Annotated in this window: 15 protein-coding genes; 6 read left to right on the forward strand and 9 right to left on the reverse strand. The window is 55.9% G+C overall.

Annotated elements, in window-relative coordinates:
- Positions 1-157: 157 nt before the first annotated feature.
- Complete coding sequence (locus FD34_RS01870; protein ID WP_057806250.1) at positions 158-736, forward strand: TetR/AcrR family transcriptional regulator; 579 nt, start codon at positions 158-160, stop codon at positions 734-736.
- 221 nt (positions 737-957) lie between these two features.
- Here FD34_RS01870 and FD34_RS01875 read toward each other — a convergent pair whose 3' ends face one another.
- The 4 genes from FD34_RS01875 to FD34_RS01890 all read right to left on the reverse strand — a co-directional run bounded on the left by FD34_RS01875 (position 958) and on the right by FD34_RS01890 (position 7,950).
- Positions 958-1,812, reverse strand: coding sequence for a DNA/RNA non-specific endonuclease (locus FD34_RS01875; protein WP_057806252.1), 855 nt, complete (start codon positions 1,810-1,812; stop codon positions 958-960).
- Between the two features lie 103 nt (positions 1,813-1,915).
- Positions 1,916-3,298, reverse strand: coding sequence for an amino acid permease (locus FD34_RS01880; RefSeq protein ID WP_057806254.1), 1,383 nt, complete (start codon positions 3,296-3,298; stop codon positions 1,916-1,918).
- A 393-nt stretch (positions 3,299-3,691) separates the two neighbouring features.
- Positions 3,692-6,013, reverse strand: a complete 2,322-nt coding sequence (locus tag FD34_RS01885; protein ID WP_057806256.1) for a mucin-binding protein — start codon at positions 6,011-6,013, stop codon at positions 3,692-3,694.
- Positions 6,014-6,177: 164 nt separating this feature from the next.
- Positions 6,178-7,950, reverse strand: coding sequence for a 1-deoxy-D-xylulose-5-phosphate synthase (locus tag FD34_RS01890; protein WP_057806258.1), 1,773 nt, complete (start codon positions 7,948-7,950; stop codon positions 6,178-6,180).
- 170 nt (positions 7,951-8,120) lie between these two features.
- On the opposite strand from FD34_RS01890, the gene FD34_RS01895 reads away from it, so the two are divergent.
- Complete coding sequence (locus FD34_RS01895; protein WP_057806260.1) at positions 8,121-9,374, forward strand: DUF2075 domain-containing protein; 1,254 nt, start codon at positions 8,121-8,123, stop codon at positions 9,372-9,374.
- Complete coding sequence (locus FD34_RS01900; RefSeq protein ID WP_057806262.1) at positions 9,375-10,067, forward strand: TVP38/TMEM64 family protein; 693 nt, start codon at positions 9,375-9,377, stop codon at positions 10,065-10,067. It abuts the gene before it with no gap.
- 70 nt (positions 10,068-10,137) lie between these two features.
- Here the strand turns inward: FD34_RS01900 and FD34_RS01905 are convergent, their stop codons facing one another.
- Both FD34_RS01905 and FD34_RS01910 read right to left on the reverse strand, forming a co-directional pair.
- Complete coding sequence (locus FD34_RS01905) at positions 10,138-10,965, reverse strand: exodeoxyribonuclease III (protein ID WP_057806264.1); 828 nt, start codon at positions 10,963-10,965, stop codon at positions 10,138-10,140.
- A 2-nt stretch (positions 10,966-10,967) separates the two neighbouring features.
- A complete protein-coding gene (locus FD34_RS01910; protein WP_057806321.1) occupies positions 10,968-11,288 on the reverse strand; it encodes a MazG-like family protein in 321 nt (106 codons plus the stop codon).
- Between the two features lie 129 nt (positions 11,289-11,417).
- On the opposite strand from FD34_RS01910, the gene FD34_RS01915 reads away from it, so the two are divergent.
- Positions 11,418-13,940, forward strand: a complete 2,523-nt coding sequence (locus FD34_RS01915; protein WP_057806323.1) for an excinuclease ABC subunit UvrA — start codon at positions 11,418-11,420, stop codon at positions 13,938-13,940.
- A 41-nt stretch (positions 13,941-13,981) separates the two neighbouring features.
- Here the strand turns inward: FD34_RS01915 and crcB are convergent, their stop codons facing one another.
- The gene (gene crcB, locus FD34_RS01920; protein WP_057806265.1) at positions 13,982-14,320 is read right to left on the reverse strand and encodes a fluoride efflux transporter CrcB; all 339 of its coding nucleotides are present in this window, start codon (positions 14,318-14,320) and stop codon (positions 13,982-13,984) included.
- A complete protein-coding gene (locus FD34_RS01925; RefSeq protein ID WP_057806267.1) occupies positions 14,313-14,693 on the reverse strand; it encodes a fluoride efflux transporter FluC in 381 nt (126 codons plus the stop codon). The genes crcB and FD34_RS01925 overlap by 8 nt, the downstream gene beginning before the upstream one ends.
- A 122-nt stretch (positions 14,694-14,815) precedes the next feature.
- Between FD34_RS01925 and FD34_RS01930 the strand changes: the two genes are divergently transcribed.
- Positions 14,816-15,208 (forward strand): VOC family protein, encoded by a 393-nt coding sequence (locus FD34_RS01930; RefSeq protein ID WP_057806269.1) that lies wholly within the window; start codon positions 14,816-14,818, stop codon positions 15,206-15,208.
- Positions 15,209-15,494: 286 nt separating this feature from the next.
- Here the strand turns inward: FD34_RS01930 and FD34_RS01935 are convergent, their stop codons facing one another.
- Complete coding sequence (locus tag FD34_RS01935) at positions 15,495-17,246, reverse strand: AarF/UbiB family protein (protein ID WP_057806272.1); 1,752 nt, start codon at positions 17,244-17,246, stop codon at positions 15,495-15,497.
- Positions 17,247-17,393: 147 nt separating this feature from the next.
- On the opposite strand from FD34_RS01935, the gene FD34_RS01940 reads away from it, so the two are divergent.
- Entirely contained in the window at positions 17,394-18,752 is a 1,359-nt protein-coding gene (locus FD34_RS01940; protein ID WP_057806274.1) for a hemolysin family protein, read from the forward strand.
- Positions 18,753-18,827: the final 75 nt, after the last annotated feature.

Genomic DNA, 18,827 nt, shown 5'->3' on the forward strand with positions numbered 1-18,827 from the left:
CTTGCTTAATCTACGTCACTAAATTCGTTCAAGTTATTTCTTGCAATCTGCCAAATTAATAACGTTTTTGCTGAGATGTCCGTTTATGGACACTTTGCGGAAATTGTCAAAAATAAAGCCGATTAGTTAATAACTACTAGAAAGGATCGTAGAACGATTGGTAAATGGGCAAAGGCGCCAAGACCGCCGCACGGTATACACAGTTAATGTCATTAAGGATAGCTTTTTGGAACTTATTCAGGACAACCCCTATTCCAAAATAACGATTAAAAAGATTTGTCAAACTGCTGAGATAAGCCGCTCAACTTTCTATTTGCATTTTGATTCGATCAATGATGTTTTGAACGCCGTTTTAGATGATGCAATCATGACAACATCAACGGATTACTTTAGTATTAATAACTTTAGCGTTGATTATCTTAAGGAAAACGAGTCCTTAATCCCCGCATGCCAAAGGGTGGGGTCAAATGCAAAGTATCGTAAGTTACTTCTGGATCCTGATTTGATCGAATACATTGTCGGACGAATCATGGTTCATGAACGGGACCGGGTAGTTCCAGCAATTCAGAAAAAGACGGGGCTTTCCAAAGAAGACGCTGAGACACTATTCCTATACACCCTTCACGGTTCCTTTGCTGTTAACTGCGCTAACCACTTTAGGAAAAATGACCAATGGTACCATGATGTCCAGCTCCTAAATAAATTTACCTTGAATGGGTACCGGGCTCTTAAGTAGCAAGCGGTTATGGGTTCCATGCTGATATGCTTAAATATGGCGACATCCATCAATATTTGCCGTTGTTTTTTCACATGCAATTACCGCATAGTTACCACACCCGTCAATATTTGCCGTTATTTGGCGTCATTTCGCGCTAAATAAATGTATAAATATGTCTACACATAAGCATAAAATAAAACAGCCACATGGATAATTTCCCTGTGGCTGTAAGTGTTTCGTCACCGTTGCTTAACCGCTCCGTTGGCGTAATTTATTTCAATATTTTTCTGGACATTCGGCACGAAAACGTTAAAGTTCACACTGCCGTCCTTGGACTGGGCCTGGATGTGGGCGCCGGCCGGCACGACACTGTTACCACTGTAGATGTCGGTGACCCGGTAGCGGACCTGCTTGCCCTGGTCGAGGGCCTTGCGGACGATTCCCTCGTAGTAATTCTGCCCGGTCGAGGTGGAACTGCGCGCCTCGTTGGCCCAGGCCGTCTGGGTAGCGATGTTCTTGGGGTTGGACTCGGAGGCATCAAAGCCCCGGATCCCGCCGACCAGGGCGTAACCGAGCAGGTGGCCACGGTCGTAGGCGTGATTGTAGCCGCCAGTCAGGTTATGCGCCTGGAGGAATCCCGCGGGTTTCCAGTCGGTCGCCCCGTTCCCGGTGGCGGCCCGGTTCCGGTACTGGCGGGTTGTCTTGTTCAGCCAGGCGTCGCCGCGCCAGGCCCGCCCCTGATTGTCCAGCTGGTTGACCGCGTAGGGTGCGCTGCTGATATTGGTATTCAAGTCGGCCTGGTTATGGTTGATAATGTAGGCCCCATGACCATTCCAGACAATACTCTTGCCCAGCTGCTGACGGACGGCCGGGGTCAGGACCACCGACGCCTGTTGTTCGGTCGGTGGTTCCTGCTGCTGGTGGCCATAGTGGCCGGACTGTGCCGAATTACTCTTGCCCCAGGCCATGAAACGCTGAATTCCCTGACTCAGGGAGGCATCGCCCTCGGTCGGCTTCTGGACCACGCCGCCCACGACGAGCAGGGCCACGATCCCGAAGACAATGTGCCAAATCTTTTTCTTTATGCGGTACATAAAATCGCCCTTCTTTAAATACTTTTCTCCTATTATACAATGTTTAGCCGAACAAATGATCAGGAAAACAAAAAAGGCAGGCAATTTTGCCTACCTTTGAAAATTACTTTTCGAGCTTGGGTGCAGTGTGGAACTTGTAGATCAGGGCCATGATAATCAGGAAAACCACACCGACCGAAACGGGGACCCGGGTGTCTGGGTTAAAGAACATGAAGATCAGAATGACCGTCAGGGCGATCAGGCTGAAGTAGTTATATGCCGGGTAGAATGGCATCTTGAACGGGTGATTAACTAACTGGTCCGGGTTGTGCCGACGGAAGTTCAGCTCGGACAGCAGGATGATAAACCATGGCACCATCCCTGGCAGAACACTAGAACTGTAGACGATCACGAAGATGTTCTTGGCGCTGGCACTAAACATCGACAGCAGCATGTTGACCGCAAAACCGAGGAAGATCCAGAAGGCAATCGTCAGGATGGCAACGTTTGGCACCACCCGCTTAGAGAGCTTGCTGAAGACCTTTGGCACCTCACCGTCAACGGAGAGCTTGAAGAGCATCCGGCTAGCACTGTAGATCCCGGAGTTAGCACCGGACAGGGCCGCCGTCAGAACAACGAAGTTAATGATTCCGGCTGCGCCAGTGATCCCAACCTTGGTGAAGGTTTCGACGAATGGTGAACCGACCGCCTTGAGTTCGTCCCATGGGTAGATGGAAACGATCACGAAGATGGCACCGATGTAGAAGATCAGAATCCGCCAGATGACGGACTTAACCGACTTAACAATGGCGTGGCGCGGCGATGCGGCCTCCCCCGCCGTGATCCCGAGCAGCTCAATCCCCTGGTAGGAACCGGCAATCACCGACAGGGAGAACATGAAGCCCATGAAGCCGCCGGTGAAGAAGCCGCCGTGCGTCCAGAGGTTGGAGATCCCAACCGGGTGCCAGTTGTTTCCCAGCCCGAGGACGATCACCAGCAAGCCGAGGATGATCATGGCGATGATCGTGACCACCTTGATCATGGCAAACCAGAACTCTAGACGCCCATAGGCCTTAGCTGAGGCCAGGTTGGCCAGGGTCAGAATCGTGATCATGACCAGGCCTGAAATCCAGTCCGGCAGGTTCGGCCACCAGTAGTTCAGGTACTGACTCATCGCGATGATGTCCGAGATCCCGACGATGATGAACTGGAAGACGTTGCTCCACTTAGTCAGGTAGCCGGCCAGAGGGTGAATGTACTTAGAGCCGTAGTCGGCAAACGATCCGGTCCCGGGACTGATGTAGATCAGCTCCCCCAGGGCCCGCATGACCCCATACAGGAACAGGCCAACGAAGGCATAGGCTAAAAGTACCGATGGCCCCGTCCACTTGATAGTAGAAGTGGCCCCCATGAAGAGCCCACTCCCAATGGTCCCCCCGATGGCAATCATTTCCATCTGTCCAGGTGTCATCGTCCGATTTAACTTTACTTTCTTTTGATTATCCATCCTTATAACCCCATTTCTTAATACGAAAAAAAGCCACCCAATGCGACCCAGCAACCAGTGAAACCGAAATCAGTTTAGTGGTTGAGTCGCTTTGGATAGCTTCGATTAATATCTTGTTTAAGTATATTAAAGGTGCTCAACCACGGTGCTTGTTGTTGTGGTTGAGGTGGAGGTTAGTTGATGAATAATCGCGTTAAATTGTAATTGCATGTTGTTTTCCTCCAATTCCCTTTTCTTTCGTTGTTATTAGAATACTATTAGAAAATTAAAATTGCAAGGAAAAGTTTAAATTTCTATTTTGTTTAGTGGAAGTGGAACGGGAACCGTGGAAATTGTGGGTGGTGTGACGCAATTATTCTGAGCAAGCCAACCGCCCCCTTTCACAGAATTAGCCTAGTGCCGCTTTTGCCGGGTAAACATGGCTGTTCCCGCGGCCGTCAGGGTGGTCACGGTTGCCAGTACGGCTGCCTTGATCCCTAGTGGCTGGTTCCCCGTCTGCGGTAGTTCGGCGGCTGACTCGTGTTGCGGGTCGGCAGTTAGCTCCCGCAACGGTTTTTGAAGGTGGTCCAATTCACTGTGGAAGGCGGCGGGGTCGATACTGGCCGTTTGGACACTACTGTCATGGCTAGTCTGCTTAGGGGTGGTGACAACCTCACCACGGTCCGGACTGGTGATTATGACCGGTCGTGTTGGCTTGATCGGTTCTTTCTGGCCGGTTGGTTCGCTGGTTTTCTCCTCTATGGCCGGTGTTCCGTTAGTATGGGTGTCTTTATCGTTCGCCTTGACCGGGTCGCTGGTTGATGGCTGATCGGTCTGGGTACTCTGATTGGTACTATCAATACTAGCTCTGCCAATCCCTGTGTCGGTTACCGGTGGCGTGGTAGTTTGACTGCCCTGATCAGTGGTGGCAGCCGGGTCGTCCCCAACGCCGGTTTCGGTGACTGGCCGTGTAACGGTTTGGATTTCCTTACCTGTACTCGTTGTCTGCTCGGTTTGGGTACCCACGTTCGTGCCGGTCGACTGGTCGGTTTGACTACCCCGGTCGTTTGTGTCGACGGTGTCATCGCCAACACCGGTATCCGTGGTGATCGAATTATCGGTCTGGGTCCCAGTATCAGTAGTTGGTGCCTGGTCCGTCTGCGTTTTTGTATCGGTCGTCGTTGACTCATCGGTTTGACTGCCCTGATCTTTTCCAGTTGAATGGTCAGTTTGGGTACCCTGGTTCACGTCACTAATGGTGTCATCGCCAACACCGGCATCTGTGGTGGTTGAGTGGTCGGTTTGACTACCTTGGTCAGTGACGTCAACGGTGTCATCCCCGACTCCAGCATCAGCCGTTGGATGTTCATCGGTTTGAGTCTCCTTATTCGCTCCGGTTGACGTATCGGTTTGGGTACCCGTATCCGTGCCAGTCGATTGCTCGGTTTGACTGCCTTGGTCGGTCACGTCGACAGGGCCATCGCCAACCCCCGTATCGGTGGTCGCTGCTCCGTCCGTTTGGGTATCCACATCCGTGCCGCTATTTGAATCAGTCTGGGTACCTTCCTCACTCGTGGCCGGATGTGAGTCCTCGTCGCCAGCCGGCAGATTCGTTTGAGTCCCTGCATCGCTTGTCGCGGGCTTCTCCGGCTGTGTCGTCTCACCACCTGCTGGTTCGGTCTGCGTACCTTCATCAGTAACCCTTATCCCATCCGTCTGGCTACCAGCATCGATGGTGGTATTGGTACCGGTCTGGGTCCCCTCATCCTTGGCGGCCGGTCCGCCAATCCGCTGGTAATTTACTTCAACCGTGACCGGGTCTTGGTCAAGCTGGTCGGCCGTCAGCTGCAAGGCTGGGACCTGGTCAACGGAGGTCTGGTAATTAGCCATCGCCGGCAGACGCAGCTCGGCAAATGGGCTGATCTGCCATTTGCCATATGTTGGCTGGCCATCCGTCACCGTTACGCTACGGGTCGCCGTGGCCTTTTGCATGATGGCCTGGTCACCGCTCGGCAGGTGGAGGACGATCTTACGCCAGAGCTCCTTGGTCTCCTGGTGATGTTCCGTGTGGTGCTCCGGGTCCTTGGCCGGTTGAATCATGAAGGTATACCCAGCAGCCTTAGGAGCCACCTTGATGGTCTTGGGTAGGTGGTCTAGATCGACGTACTCCCAACCGTCTGGAAGTTCCGGAAGCGTGAAACTGGTCACCGGCTTGCCGTCAGGATTCTCAATGGCCTTGCGCAGATCCCATAGCATTTTGCCGTTCGGTTCAACGTAGAAGACGTGAACCGTCATGACATCCCCGGAACCCGTAAGCTTATCGTATGTAACCGTCTCCTGCTCATCGGCCGAATCCGGACTAGTCATTTTTTGTTTCACCTCGGCCCAGCTTGGCGCATAGCCGGCGAAGTACGGTGGAAAGTAAGCCGACCAGAGGGGGTTAATACTCTTGATGACCTGTCCTTCACGGTCAAACTGGTAGGTGGCCACCTGGCGGATGGTGTGCTTTTCCTTAGTCAGTGGGTCCACGTAAGTAATGGTCCGGACCACTTCATGAGTGGTGACGCCCGCTTCACCGATGGAATTTTGACGAACGAGGGTCGGCAACGGCGTCGTTGGCTGACCGGCCTTGGCATCAGCCGTAGCATTGCTAGCTGCCAGGGCCAGTAGCACCGCGGTCGAGGTCAAACCGATCAGTGACGAACGATAGATGTGACGTGATAATTGCTTATGCATTTTTCAAACTCCTTTATTTTGGCCTTCACTAGATATATACGGCCGGGAGGAAAAAATGCGCGAAATTATTGGCGATTTTGTGGCTGATTTTCACCCTCAGTTCACCCCACTAACGTAAAAAGCTGTCATCGCAAGCCCCTAAGGCCCGCAATGACAGCTTCTTCTTACAGTGAATGGATAACTTTTTCGATATCGTCGACGATCTGCTTTGGCGTGAGGTGGTACCACTCGTCCATGACCTCAAGCGGCACGTTGTCGGCGAACTCCCGTGGTGCCCCGAAGTTGAGGACCTTCATGTCGGTCGGCCCGTAGTAACGGGCGATCGTCTCACCGAAGCCCCCACTCAGGTTACCGTCCTCCAGGGTGACCACGACGTCGTGATTCTCGGCCAGGTGGTGGAGGTCATGCTGGTCAATCCCGGTAACCGACTTGGGGTTGATCAGGGTGGCGTCGATGTTGAGCTTCTTCTTCAGTTGCTCACAGACCTCCTCGCCAAGCTGCCAGAAGTCTCCGACGGCCATGATGGCGACCTCGCTACCGTGGTGGACAACATCATAGTTGATGGTGCTGTAGTCGTCCTGGCTCGGGTGACCATGTAGCAATTCCTTTTCCGGCTGGCGGATGACTACCGGCTGGTCGGTTTGCTTGATCGCCCAGCGCAGCATCGAGATCATCTCTTCGACGTTGGTTGGTGCCAGGTACTCGATGTTCGGCAGGTCACTGATCATCGAGATGTCAAACGAGCCCTGGTGGGTAGCCGACCCGCTAGCGATCGTCCCGCCACGCACGACCATGACTACCGGTGAATCGTTTAAGGCCATGTCGTGAATCAATTGGTCATAGGCCCGCTGCAGGAAGGTGCTGTTCTGGAAGACGACCGGCCGGGCCCCGGCGGAAGCCATGGCGACCGCAGTCGTGATCGAATCCTGTTCGGCAATACCAACGTCGAAGTAGCGGTCCGGGTGCTTGGCCTGAAAATCCTTCAAACCAAAGACCCCGGGGATGGCGGCATTGATCGCAACCACCGGTGCCCCGGACTTGACCTGACGATCCAGCTCCGCCATCACGGCATCATTGTAGCCATTATCGGCGGGCTGCTTGTCTGCCCCCGTCTTGAGGTCAAACGGGTCGCGCCAGTGATATTCCATCTTGTGTTCCTCGGCTGGGGCATAGCCCTTCCCCTTTTGGGTGTTGACGTGAAGGACAATCGGGTGGTCGATATCCTTGACGTCGCGGAAGGCGTCGATCACCGTCTGCAGGTCATTACCGTCAGCAACGTAGCGGTAGTCCAACCCCATGAACTTAAAGATATTGTTTTCGGACTTGCCGTTGGTATCCCGCAGCTCCTTGAGCCCCTTGTAGAGGCCGCCCTGGTCCTGGTCAATTGCCATCTGGTTATCGTTGACCACGATGATCAGGTTGGAGTATAGCTTAGCAGCGTTGTTCAGCCCCTCAAAGGCCAGACCACCGCTGAGGGAGCCATCCCCGATGACCGCGACGACGTTGTTATGCTTTTCTGGCCGCAAGAGATCACGCGCCTGGGCGAGACCGACCGCCAGGGAAATTGAAGTCGAGGTATGACCGATCTCAAAGGAATCGTGAACACTCTCCTCGGGCGAGGTGTAGCCGGTGATGTCCTCATAGTGGCCCGGATCCAAGAAGCCCAGCTTACGTCCCGTCAGCATCTTGTGTGCGTAAGCCTGGTGAGAAACATCCCAAACCACCTTATCGTGTGGTGAGTTAAAGACGTAGTGGTAGGCAATTGTCAGTTCCATTACCCCAAGGTTGGGACCGACATGGCCGCCAATTGCGGCATCACGCTCGAGGACCAGCTGCCGCATTTCGGTAGCCAGTTCCTTCAATTCATCCAGCGACATCTGCTTGATATCGCTTGGCTCGTTCACATCATTTAACAGGTAATCAGGATGCAGATTCATCTCATACCCACTCCTTTAGACTTAGTATATCCATAACTTAAATTCGTTGTCATATAATTATTTTAACACTACTTGGCAAACTTATCAGAAAATCATTGGCAATCAAATTGACGACGGCTGTTTTTCTAAGTAACATTAAGGAGACTATGCACAAAGGATCGAATAAAACAATGATAGAAACAAGCAATGCGGCAATTGATAAGCTCTCGCCATTCAAGAAACTGACGAGCGAGCAGGAGGACCTGGTCGAAGACATCCTGCACTTCACTGCCGACCACCTACAGGGCGACTACCCGGCCACGTACACCATCGTCGGGGATGCCGGAACCGGGAAGAGCGTGGTCCTCTCCCAGCTCTTCGACCGCCTCCAGAAGGCCGCACGTAAGGACCTGGCCTCGCCCTTTTACCAGACAAGCAACTACTTTCTCGTCAACCACCCCGAGATCCTTAAGGTCTACCGGGAGATTGCGGGCAGCCTGCCGGAGCTGTACAAGAAGGATTTTGCCCGGCCAACATCGCTGATCAACCAGCTCGACAAGAAGGATCAAAAGATTGACGTTGCCATCATCGACGAGGCCCACCTCCTCCTGTCCAAGGCCGACCACTACAACAACTTCTACCACGATAACCAGCTCGTCGAGATCATCAAGCGGGCCAAGGTGGTGGTAATCGTCTTCGACCAGTACCAGGTGCTGCGGATGAAGAGCCTCTGGACGCCGAAACGTCTCCACCAGATCACCGACCGGTACCCACACAAGGAGTATCAACTTACCAAGATGTTTCGGATGAATGCCAGTTTGGAACTGATCGAATGGTTCAACACCTTCACCAACGATTACCGGTTGGCCCCACTACCAAAGAGTGCCCGCGACCACTACGACTTCCGGATCTACGATGACGCCGAACAGATGCGCCAGGCGATCGTCCGCCGTAATCGCGAGGTCGGTCTCTCCCGGATTCTCTCGACCTCCGGCTACCCGTCGACCCTCGATGGCGGTAAGCATTATATCGAAGAAGGCCGCTTCAAGATGCCTTGGGACCAGTATAATTACACGGTGACTCCCTGGGCGGAGTTGCCGCAGACGATCGACGAGGTCGGCTCCATCTACACCTGTCAGGGCTTTGACCTCAACTACACCGGGATCATCCTCGGGCCGCCGATCAGCCAGGTGCCAGGCACCAACCGCCTCCAGATCAACCTGGACCGTTACACCGACACCGAGGCCTTCAAGAAGCGGGACGACCTGACCGATCCAGCAGAGATCACCGCCCTCAAGAAGCGGATGATCATGAACTCGCTCAACGTCCTCTTCAAGCGCGGCGTCTACGGGACCTACCTCTATGCCCATGACCCCCTGTTGCGCCAAAGCCTCTGCCAGCTATTTGCCGCGGCCGGCTTTCAACTACCAAAGGAAGGTGACTGATTGATGAAGAAACACCTCAATAAGCACGTCCTGATTATCGCGGCCCTCATCGTCGCCCTGGTCGTGATCTACGGGATCTACCGCGACTACCGGCCGGAGATCAGCCTGCTCTTCGACCTGACCCCGCACAACCAGGTCATCCTTCTCCACCTGATCCGGAGCCACGGTCTGGCCACGATGGTCCTCCTCCTACTCTTGATTGCGATCTTCAATGCCATTCCCGGGATGTCCAACTTAGTCATCTGCATCTTCGCCGGACTCTGCTACGGCCCCTGGGTCGGTTTTCTGATCAACTGGCTGGGTAACATCCTCGGTAACTGTGCCGTGATGAGTCTGATTCGTGAGGTCGACATCTCCAAACGGACCAAGAAGTCCAAGATCCTGACCTACCTCCTCCACCAGAAGCACCCGCTGATCGGGCTGACCATCGGCTACATGATCCCGGTGATCCCTAGCGCCCTGGTCAACTACGCAGGCGCCCGGCTTAACCTCAGCCGGGGCCGCTTCCTGACAATGGTGGCGATCGGGATGGCACCGACCTCGTTCATCTACGCCTTTGGTGGGGACGCGATCTTCCGTGGCGACAGCAAGCGCCTGATCGGGGCGGTTGTGGCGATCGTCGTGATCCTGCTCGGCTACGTGGTCGTTCGCAAGATCGTTGATCGCTCTAAGGTTGCCCACGAAGCCGCCTAATCCAAATAAAAAAACAAGCATTCAGCCATGTGGTTGAGCGCTTGTTTTCGTTTTAAAGGTTAATTTGCGGTTAAAGATCAATTTCCAGCATGATCGGCGTGTGGTCGCGGCGGGCCCCACTGTCAATCATCGTTGAGCTCCGCAACTTATCGGCGAGCCGGTCACTGACCAGCCAGTAGTCGATCCGCCAGCCCGAGTTGTTCTGCTTACTAGTGATCACCCGCTGGGCCCACCAGGAATAGGCACCGGCCGTGTCGGGATGGAGGTAACGGAAGCTGTCCGTGAACCCGGCCGCGAGCAGCTTGGTGAAGTGTTCGCGTTCCTCATCAGTGTAGCCGGCCGAGTGGTGGTTGTTTGCCGGGTGGGCCAGGTCGATTGGCTCGTGGGCGACGTTGAAGTCCCCGCTGGCGATGACCGGCTTGTCGCTGTCAAGCTGATGGAGGTAATCACGGTAATGATCGTCCCAGACCTGGCGCGCATCCAGCCGCTTGAGACTGTTGCCCGAGTTGGGGGTGTAGACCTCAGTCAGGTAGAAGGTTGGAAACTCCAGGGTGAGGATCCGCCCCTCGTCGTCCATCGGTGACGGGGCCCCAATCTGCGGCTGGGTGACCGTTGGCTGGTATTCCTTCTTGTAGAGATACATTGTCCCGGCGTAACCCTTGCGTGCCGGTTCAACCGAGCTCCGCCAGGCCACCGCATAGTCCGGGAAGAGGTCGGCCAGGACAGCCAGGTGCTTCTTGGTTGGACCGTCCTTGGACAGCTTGGTTTCCTGGATGGCAATTGCGTCCGGGTCCTGGTTGGCAATCGTGTGCAGGACCTGGCGGGTTTCCCCGGCCCGCTTGGACGTCCCGGTCAGGGCCGCGTTGATTGAATCAATGTTCCATGAGATAAATTTCACGATTAGTTCTCCTTTTCAATGTCACTCTGCTTGATGAATACCCCATCCGGCGTGGTCTCCCCTGTCCGGTGGGCGATCTCCGAATAGGCCGCATTCAGCGCTTTCTTGTGGTCGACCCCGACCAGGCGGCAGAAGATCAGCAGGGCAATCTGCAGGTCACCAATACTGTCGACCAGTCGTTCGTGGTTCTTCTTGTTGTAGGCCGCTGACAGCTCCCCGAGCTCCTCGGCCAGCTTCATGAATTCCACCCGCGGATCAGCCTGGTCGATTCCCCGGGCGTGGGCCCATTCGGCGATCTTTGGGATCAGTTCTTCATAGTTCACCATTCTCACCTCATCTCAGGGCTATTATACGTGATTTATTGCTAAATGGGAAAGCCGCTTTTCATTTGCCAAGAGCGGCGCGTCTATTCTAAGATGGGATTAAGATTAATTGGAAAGGTGTCTTGAATGATGACTAAGCAAACAGCATCCCTCCCGACCCAAATCGAGGTCCGGGGTGGCCGCGTCCACAACCTGAAGAACGTTGACGTCAACATCCCCCTCCACAAGTTCGTCGCCATCTCCGGCCTGTCGGGCTCCGGGAAGAGCTCACTGGCGATGGGAATCCTCTATGAGGAGGGGTCGCGGCGTTATCTGGAGGCCCTGTCGACCTACACCCGGCGACGGATCAAGCTTGGTGCCCAGGCCGAGGTCACCAGCGTCAAGCACATCCCCTCGGCCCTAGCCCTCAAGCAGCGTCCGGCAATTCCGTCCGAGCGGGCCACCGTCGGCACGATGAGCGAGATCTTCAACGTCATCCGGTTGATCTTCTCCCGGCTGGGTTCGCCCCGCTGCCCCAATGGCCACCAGGTCAAACCGAGCCTGGCAATTGCTGAAGCGATGAGCAAGTCTGGTGACCAGATGGGGATGATTACCTGCCCAACCTGTGGGGCCTCCTTCCCGGCCTTCAGCGCCGAGGACTTTGCCTTCAACTCCGCCGGCGCCTGTGAGAACTGCCAGGGGACCGGGGTTGTCCGTGAGATCGACGAGAGCAAGTTGATCGGCGATCCAAACCTCAGCCTGGCCGACGGGGCGGTGGCGTCCTGGCACCTGCCCGGACGGAACTTCATGCCGAGTGTTGCCGAACAGGCCGGCGTTCGGATCCACGTCCCCTACAAGGACCTGACCGACAAGGAGAAGGAGTTCGTCCTTAACGGCCCAAAGAAGAAGTTCAAGATGGATTTTCGTTCCGGGACTGGCCGGGTCTTCCATGACTTCAATGCTCTCTACGAAAACGCCCATGAGGCAGTCTACGAATCGGCCCGGACCAGCAAGAGCGAACGGGCCCAGAAACGGATCAGTGAGTTCTTCCACTACTCTACCTGCCCGGTCTGCCACGGTACCCGCCTGAAGCCGGCCCTATTGACCCAGCTGGCCGGTGGACTAAACATCGCCCAGGTCAGCGGACTGACCCTCGGTGACCTGACGAGCTGGAAGAAAGATGTTCTCGGTGAGCTGCCCGCCAACATGGGGAAGATGGCCCACTCCCTTTTCAAGGAGTTTGACGATAACCTGCGGCCCCTCCTTGAACTGGGTCTGGACTACCTGACCCTTTCGCGAAACGGCAACACCCTCTCGACCGGGGAGCTGCAACGGATCCAACTGGCCCGGACCCTGCGGACACAGACGACCGGGGTTCTCTACATCCTGGATGAGCCCTCGATTGGCCTGCACCCCGACAACGTCACCGGCCTGCTGAACGTCTTCCGCGAGCTGGTCGACCAGGGGAACTCACTGGTCGTCGTTGACCACAACGTCGACATCATCAAGGCCGCCGACTGGATCATCGAGATCGGCCCCGGTTCCGGCGCCCAGGGTGGCCGGATCCTTGATCAGGGAACCCCGACCCAGATTGCCCAGGACCCCGACTCCAAGATCGGTCCCTATCTGAATGGCAGCGCTGACCTGCTCGCCCGCCCGGTTGTCGATGCGCCCGCCGACCAGGAGATCAGCTTTGAAGTCGCTGACTACTACAACCTGACCGACGTTGCCGGCCGGCTCCCGGTCAACCGGCTCAGTGCGGTCACCGGCTTCTCCGGGGCCGGGAAGACCAGCCTGGTCCTCGATAGCCTGGTACCGGCGATCAAAGCTCAGGCCAAGGGACTCGGCTTGCCCAAGCAGGTCAAGCAGCTTAATGCCCCCCTCAAGGAGGTTGTCAGCGTCGATGCCGCCCCGATCGGTAAGACGATGCGGTCAACGGTTGCCACCTACACCAGCATCATGGACAACTTGCGTAAGCTCTTCGCGGCCCAGCCCCGCGCCAAGGAGAAGCACTACACGCCGAGTTATTTCTCCTACAACAATAAGCAAGGAGCCTGCCCGAACTGTGGCGGTAGCGGGGTCGTCACCCTGGATATCCAGTTCCTGCCTGACATGCAGCAGACCTGCCCCGTCTGCAACGGTGACCGCTACAACCAGGCCGTCCAGGCGGTCAAGTGGCACGGCTACTCGATTGTTGACCTACTCAAGCTCGACATCCGTGCCGCCCTGCCCGTCTTCAAGGACGTCCCAAAGATTGAGCGGGAACTGAAGCTGTTAATGGAGGTTGGCCTGGGCTACCTCCACCTCGGCGAGAGCACGCCGAGCCTGTCTGGTGGTGAGGCCCAGCGCCTGAAGCTGGTCAAGCACCTCAACCGCAACCAGGCGACAACCCTCTTCGTCTTCGATGAGCCAACGATCGGCCTCCACCCCCTGGACGTCAAGACCCTGCTCGGGGTGATGCAACGCCTGCTGGATCGCGGGGCGACGATTTTCACCATCACCCACGACCTTAACCTGATCGCTAACGCTGACTACATCCTGGATATGGGGCCACGCGGCGGGAAAAATGGGGGCCAGATTGTGGCTACCGGCCGACCGCGGGACCTGATCGCCCATCCGACCAGCCTGACGACGCGCTACCTGGCCGAGTACTGGCACCGGTACAACAAGTAAAGCAAAGGACCGTCGGCACCAAGGCTGACGGTCCTTTTCGTTTACATTTGCATCCCGACCCAGGCAGCGACCAGGCCCCCACCGTAGGAAAGAATCAAGTAGGCCACGAGGCTCCCCCAGCGGCGTTCGTCAACCATTGCGACCAACTCGGTGTTGAAGGTCGAGAAAGTCGTGTAGCCACCGAGCAGGCCGACACCCCAGAAACGCATCGCCGCACCATCGGCAGCCAGGTGCCCGGTTAGGAAGCCGAGAACCAGGGCCCCGGTCAGGTTGATCAGGAGGGTTGCCAGGGGCCAGTCGATCCGCTGCCTTTTCCAGATGCTGGTCAACCAGTAACGCAGGAGGGCGCCAAGGGCCGCACCGCAACCAACACTAAGCATGGCGGTCCACCACCCTTCCCAGGCGGCGGGCCAGGGTCATCCCTAGCCCCGCCATCGCTAGGCCACCCACCATGCTGACCAGCAGGTAGGCTCCACCGAGGAGCGGGCTGTGCTGGGTAAGCTTGATGGTGGTCGTCGAAAACGAGGAGAAGGTGGTAAAGGCCCCGATCAGGCCGGTACCGAGCCCGGCATTCAGCCAGCCGGCCAGGAGGTCCCGTTCGATGACGTAGTAGGTCAGAAAGGCCAAGAGGAAGCAGCCCAGCAGGTTGGCAACCAGTACCCCGTTGGCGTCAAAGGCGGTGCTGAGCAGGCCGCGGAAGACCCCGCCAGCAAACCCAAAGACCGCCACACTGATGGCATTCGTTAGCTTCATTTGCAAAAACTCCCTTAGTTAGAAAATCATCCCTTCATATTACTACGCGAGAAACGGTTTGCCAATTACCTCCGCCAAGCTGGTATAATGGGGGCAAACACAAAGATAAGGGAGTAATCACCATGAAGATGCGTCGTATCGACCACATTGTTTTAACCGTCACCAGCCTCGAGGAGAGCAGCCGCTTCTACCACGAGGTCTTCGACATGCCAATCATCGACCGCCAGACCAGCAACAGCGTAATCACTCTCCGCTGCGGCCACCAGCTGATCCGCCTGCAGAAGACAGACCGCCCCACCGACCTGAAGCCGGCTAAGCCAACCGTCGGCAGCGCGGACCTTTGTCTGGTCGCCGGTGATAAGCTGGAGGACATCCTCCACCACCTGCGCAGCTACTACGTGGACGTGGTTGCCGGGCCGGTCGAAAAGCACGGGTCTGAAGGTGAAATGACCTCGATCTACGTCCACGACCCCGACAGCAACCTGATCGAGATCGCCGTCTACAAGAATAAGTAAGATCGACGAATGTCAGAAGTGATGAGAATAAGTAAGGCGTTGTTCCAATAAACTGTGATGCCTCTGAAGGGCACAACGGAACGATCGTCTTCATGCCGAATTAGCCGAATCTTTTTGAAAACCGAGAATTTCCCAGCCTCCCAGCCACTTCTGGGTTCGTCGATGTGGAGATCGATGACGGTAATTTCTAAATAAATAGTCAGCAAAAACATGGTAACCAGTGACGTCTACCTTGTTTTTCGTCTTTGCCCTGTCGCATTTTGGCAAATTTTTCCGCCTCCATGAACTACTTATTCTTATTTCGCCAGTTTCGCCAGCGGTGACCGAGCTCGCTCAAGACCAGCGCAACAATTACGACCAAGGCGATCGAGTAGCCGATCACGCCAAGGCGGAAGATGTGGGGATGCTGGCTGCTGCCCTCGACAATCACCGAGGAGCCAAGGATCACCGCCGCCAGGATGATCACGATCAAAAAGCGGTTGGTGATCCGCTCGACCTGCTTGATCAGGCGGTCCTGGCCCTTGAGCTTGAAGTTGACCTGGGCGTCGCCGTTGGCAATTGTCTCCAGGGTAGCGTTGATCCGGTCCGGCAGTTGGGCCGTCTCCTGGGCGGTGGTGACCAGGCTGATCAGCTGTTCATCGAGGCTGTCGCGCCAGTTAAACTTACGCTTGAGGTAGCGGAGCCCAAACGGCCGGGCGACCTCCATCATCGAGATATCGGGATCGAGCCGGGCAACGGTGCTCTCCAGGGTACCAAAGGCCTTGATCAACAGCGTCACCTCGGGTTTCATCTGCAGGTGGTTGCGCTGGCAGAGCTGGACGATCGAATAGAGCATGGCGGTAAAGTCAATCTCCCCGACCCCCATCGCCAGGTAGGGCCGAATGAAGCTGCCCAGCTCCTTGGTAAAGGCCAGCTCGTCCAGCGGCCCGGTCTGGTTGCAGATCGCCAGGACCGCCTGGGCAATCCGCCGCACGTTCTTGGTGGTGATGGCCAAAATCACGTTGGCGATCCCATCGGCCATGGCCGGGGTCAGGACCCCCATCATCCCGAAGTCCAGGTAGACAATTCGGTACGGCGGCAGGGCCGTCTGTTCCCGGTAGCCAACGGTGGTCTTTCCCACCTGAACCTGGTGCTGGTGGGTCGTCTTCATCGTCGCTGCGTCCTCATCGGCCGGGTCGAGCTCGTGGACCAGGATGTTTCCCGGGTGCGGGTCGGCGTGGAAGAAGTGGTCGACGAAGACCTGCTTCATGAAGTTCTGGACCAGGACATGAGCGATGTACTTACGCTGAGTCGGCAGCTGTGGATCGTCGTTATCCTTGCTGTTCTGCGGGAAGAGGTGACGGACACTCTTGCCCGCCATGGCCTCGTTGACCAGGATCTGGGGGGCGCAGTACTTGGCGTAGACTTTGGGGACGGTGATGATATCGTCGCCGTTGTGGAGCCGGTAGAATTCCTCACCATTATGGACCTCGTTCAGCGTGTTGACCTCGCTGAGCAGGGACCGGCTGAGCTCGTCGAGAACCTTGTCGAGGTTGACCACCGTCACCTCGTTGGGCACGTACTGGAAGAGCTTGACCGCCCGCCGCAGCAGGGCGATGTCGGTGTTGACCAGCTGACCGACCGCCGGGTGCTGGACCTTGACCACCACCGGGGTGCCGTCCTTTAAGGTTGCGTGATGGACCTGGCCGATCGAGGCCGAGGCAAAGGGCTGGGGGTCGAAGCTGGCGAAGACCTCATCGATCGTGTGGCCGGTCTGGGCCTTGAAGGTCGCCTGGACGCTAGCGAAGGGGTCGGCCTTGACCTGGTCCTGAAGTTTACGGAGGGCCTTGACGTAGGCCGGCGAGATCAGGTCCGGCCGGGTCGATAGGATCTGACCCATCTTGATAAAGGTCGGGCCCAGCTCCTGAAGGGCGGCGACGACCTCCTCGGGGTTCTTCTGGTGGTAGAAGTTGCTGAGAAAGTGGTGGCGGCGCATTACCTGCATGATTTCGCGCAGGCGTTGCCCCTTCTTGATTTCAATGTCGGTCTCACTGGTCATCTGCATCATCCTCACTGCTTGAAATGTTAACTCTATTCTACCGCAAGTCCGCGTTAAAAGAATTAGCAAAAATGTTGGTCAGGGTATAACAAACTTGATATAATAGATACTGAAATTATTTTATGAAAATAGGTGAATATATCAAATATGGGTGCATTATGGTCTTCATATTGGTTTAAGTTAGTTGTTATCATTCTGATTTTACTGCTGGCAGCGCTGTTCACGCTGCTGGAGTACTCGGTCGTCAAGGTGCGGCCGAGCGAGTTAAAAGAGCTCAAGCAGACGCGCAAGGTCAAGCGCGCTGAGCACATGGTCGGCAACCTCAACGAGTACCTGTCCACCGCCCAGGTCGGGGTCACGATGACTTCCCTGGTATTAGGGTGGATTGGTGACCAGTTCATCACCGACCTCCTGCTCAAGATCACGGCCGTTCCGGCGACGGTCCGGGAGATCATCTCCCCAATCCTGGGTGTGCTGATCTTCACCTTCTTCCACGCCGTCTTCACCGACCTGGTCCCGAAGAACATGGCAATCGACCGGCCGGTACCGATCCTGCTGTCGATTGTTCACCCGATCCAGTTCTTCCACGCGCTCTTCTACCCATTCGTCTGGCTATTTGCCGTCGTGGCCGCCCAGATCACCAAGATGCTGGGCTACAACGTCCAGCCGGAAGAGGATACCTACTCGCAAAACGAGATCATGACCCTCTCCCAGCAGTCCGAGAAGGCCGGTGAGATGGACAAGGAGGACGTCCTCTTCATGCGGCGGGCCTTCCAGCTGAACGATAAGGTCGCCGCAGATATCATGATCGACCGGACCCAGCTGTCCGTCATCGACATCCAGGCGACGATCGACGACGCGGTCAAGCTCTACTTCGAGAAGAAGTTCACCCGGTTCCCGGTCGTGGCCAACAATGACAAGGACCACATCCTCGGTTACATCTTCTCCTACGACATCATGCGGCAGAGTCAGATCAACCCCGACCAATCCATCCGGACGATCATGCGGAAGATCCCGATCGTCTACGAGAGTGAGCCGATCACCAAGGTCCTCCAGGTCATGATGAAGAAGCAGGTGCCAATTGTCGTTGTCCAGGACGAGTACGGTGGGACTTCCGGGATCATCACCGACAAGGATATCTACGAGGAGCTGTTCGGTACGGTGGGCGAGGAAATCGACCACGCTACCTCCGACATGATCGAGAAGAAGGACCCCGATTCTAAGGGCAACCCAACCTACGAGGTTTCCGGAAAGATGCCGCTGGCGGACTTTGAGCGCTACTTCAACACCAACGTCGAGCAGTTCGACAACTCCGAGGTCACGACCCTGACTGGGTTCTTCCTGGAACGGCAGTATGATTTGAAGGTCGGCCAGCCAATTAGAGTCGACAACTTCTCCTTCACCCCGCTGGTCCTGCAGAACGCCTACGTCAACAAGTTTAAGGTCATCTACATCAAGCCGAAGAAGAAGCCGGCAGATGCCGATAGCCAAGAAGATAAGAAATAATCAATGCGAAAGCTCCCTTCAGAATCTGCGCGGATTCTGAAGGGAGCTTTTTCAATTCGATATTTAATTGGGCGT

The organism is Limosilactobacillus pontis DSM 8475 (assembly GCF_001435345.1).
Lineage (GTDB): Bacteria > Bacillota > Bacilli > Lactobacillales > Lactobacillaceae > Limosilactobacillus > Limosilactobacillus pontis.

Coding starts and splice junctions, on each gene's coding strand:
- FD34_RS01875 (WP_057806252.1), bottom strand. CDS start 1,812: ATGTACCGCATAAAGAAAAAGATTTGGCACATTGTCTTCGGGATCGTG.
- FD34_RS01880 (WP_057806254.1), bottom strand. CDS start 3,298: ATGGATAATCAAAAGAAAGTAAAGTTAAATCGGACGATGACACCTGGA.
- FD34_RS01885 (WP_057806256.1), bottom strand. CDS start 6,013: ATGCATAAGCAATTATCACGTCACATCTATCGTTCGTCACTGATCGGT.
- FD34_RS01890 (WP_057806258.1), bottom strand. CDS start 7,950: ATGAATCTGCATCCTGATTACCTGTTAAATGATGTGAACGAGCCAAGC.
- FD34_RS01895 (WP_057806260.1), top strand. CDS start 8,121: ATGATAGAAACAAGCAATGCGGCAATTGATAAGCTCTCGCCATTCAAG.
- FD34_RS01915 (WP_057806323.1), top strand. CDS start 11,418: ATGACTAAGCAAACAGCATCCCTCCCGACCCAAATCGAGGTCCGGGGT.
- crcB (WP_057806265.1), bottom strand. CDS start 14,320: ATGCTTAGTGTTGGTTGCGGTGCGGCCCTTGGCGCCCTCCTGCGTTAC.
- FD34_RS01925 (WP_057806267.1), bottom strand. CDS start 14,693: ATGAAGCTAACGAATGCCATCAGTGTGGCGGTCTTTGGGTTTGCTGGC.
- FD34_RS01930 (WP_057806269.1), top strand. CDS start 14,816: ATGAAGATGCGTCGTATCGACCACATTGTTTTAACCGTCACCAGCCTC.
- FD34_RS01935 (WP_057806272.1), bottom strand. CDS start 17,246: ATGACCAGTGAGACCGACATTGAAATCAAGAAGGGGCAACGCCTGCGC.
- FD34_RS01940 (WP_057806274.1), top strand. CDS start 17,394: ATGGGTGCATTATGGTCTTCATATTGGTTTAAGTTAGTTGTTATCATT.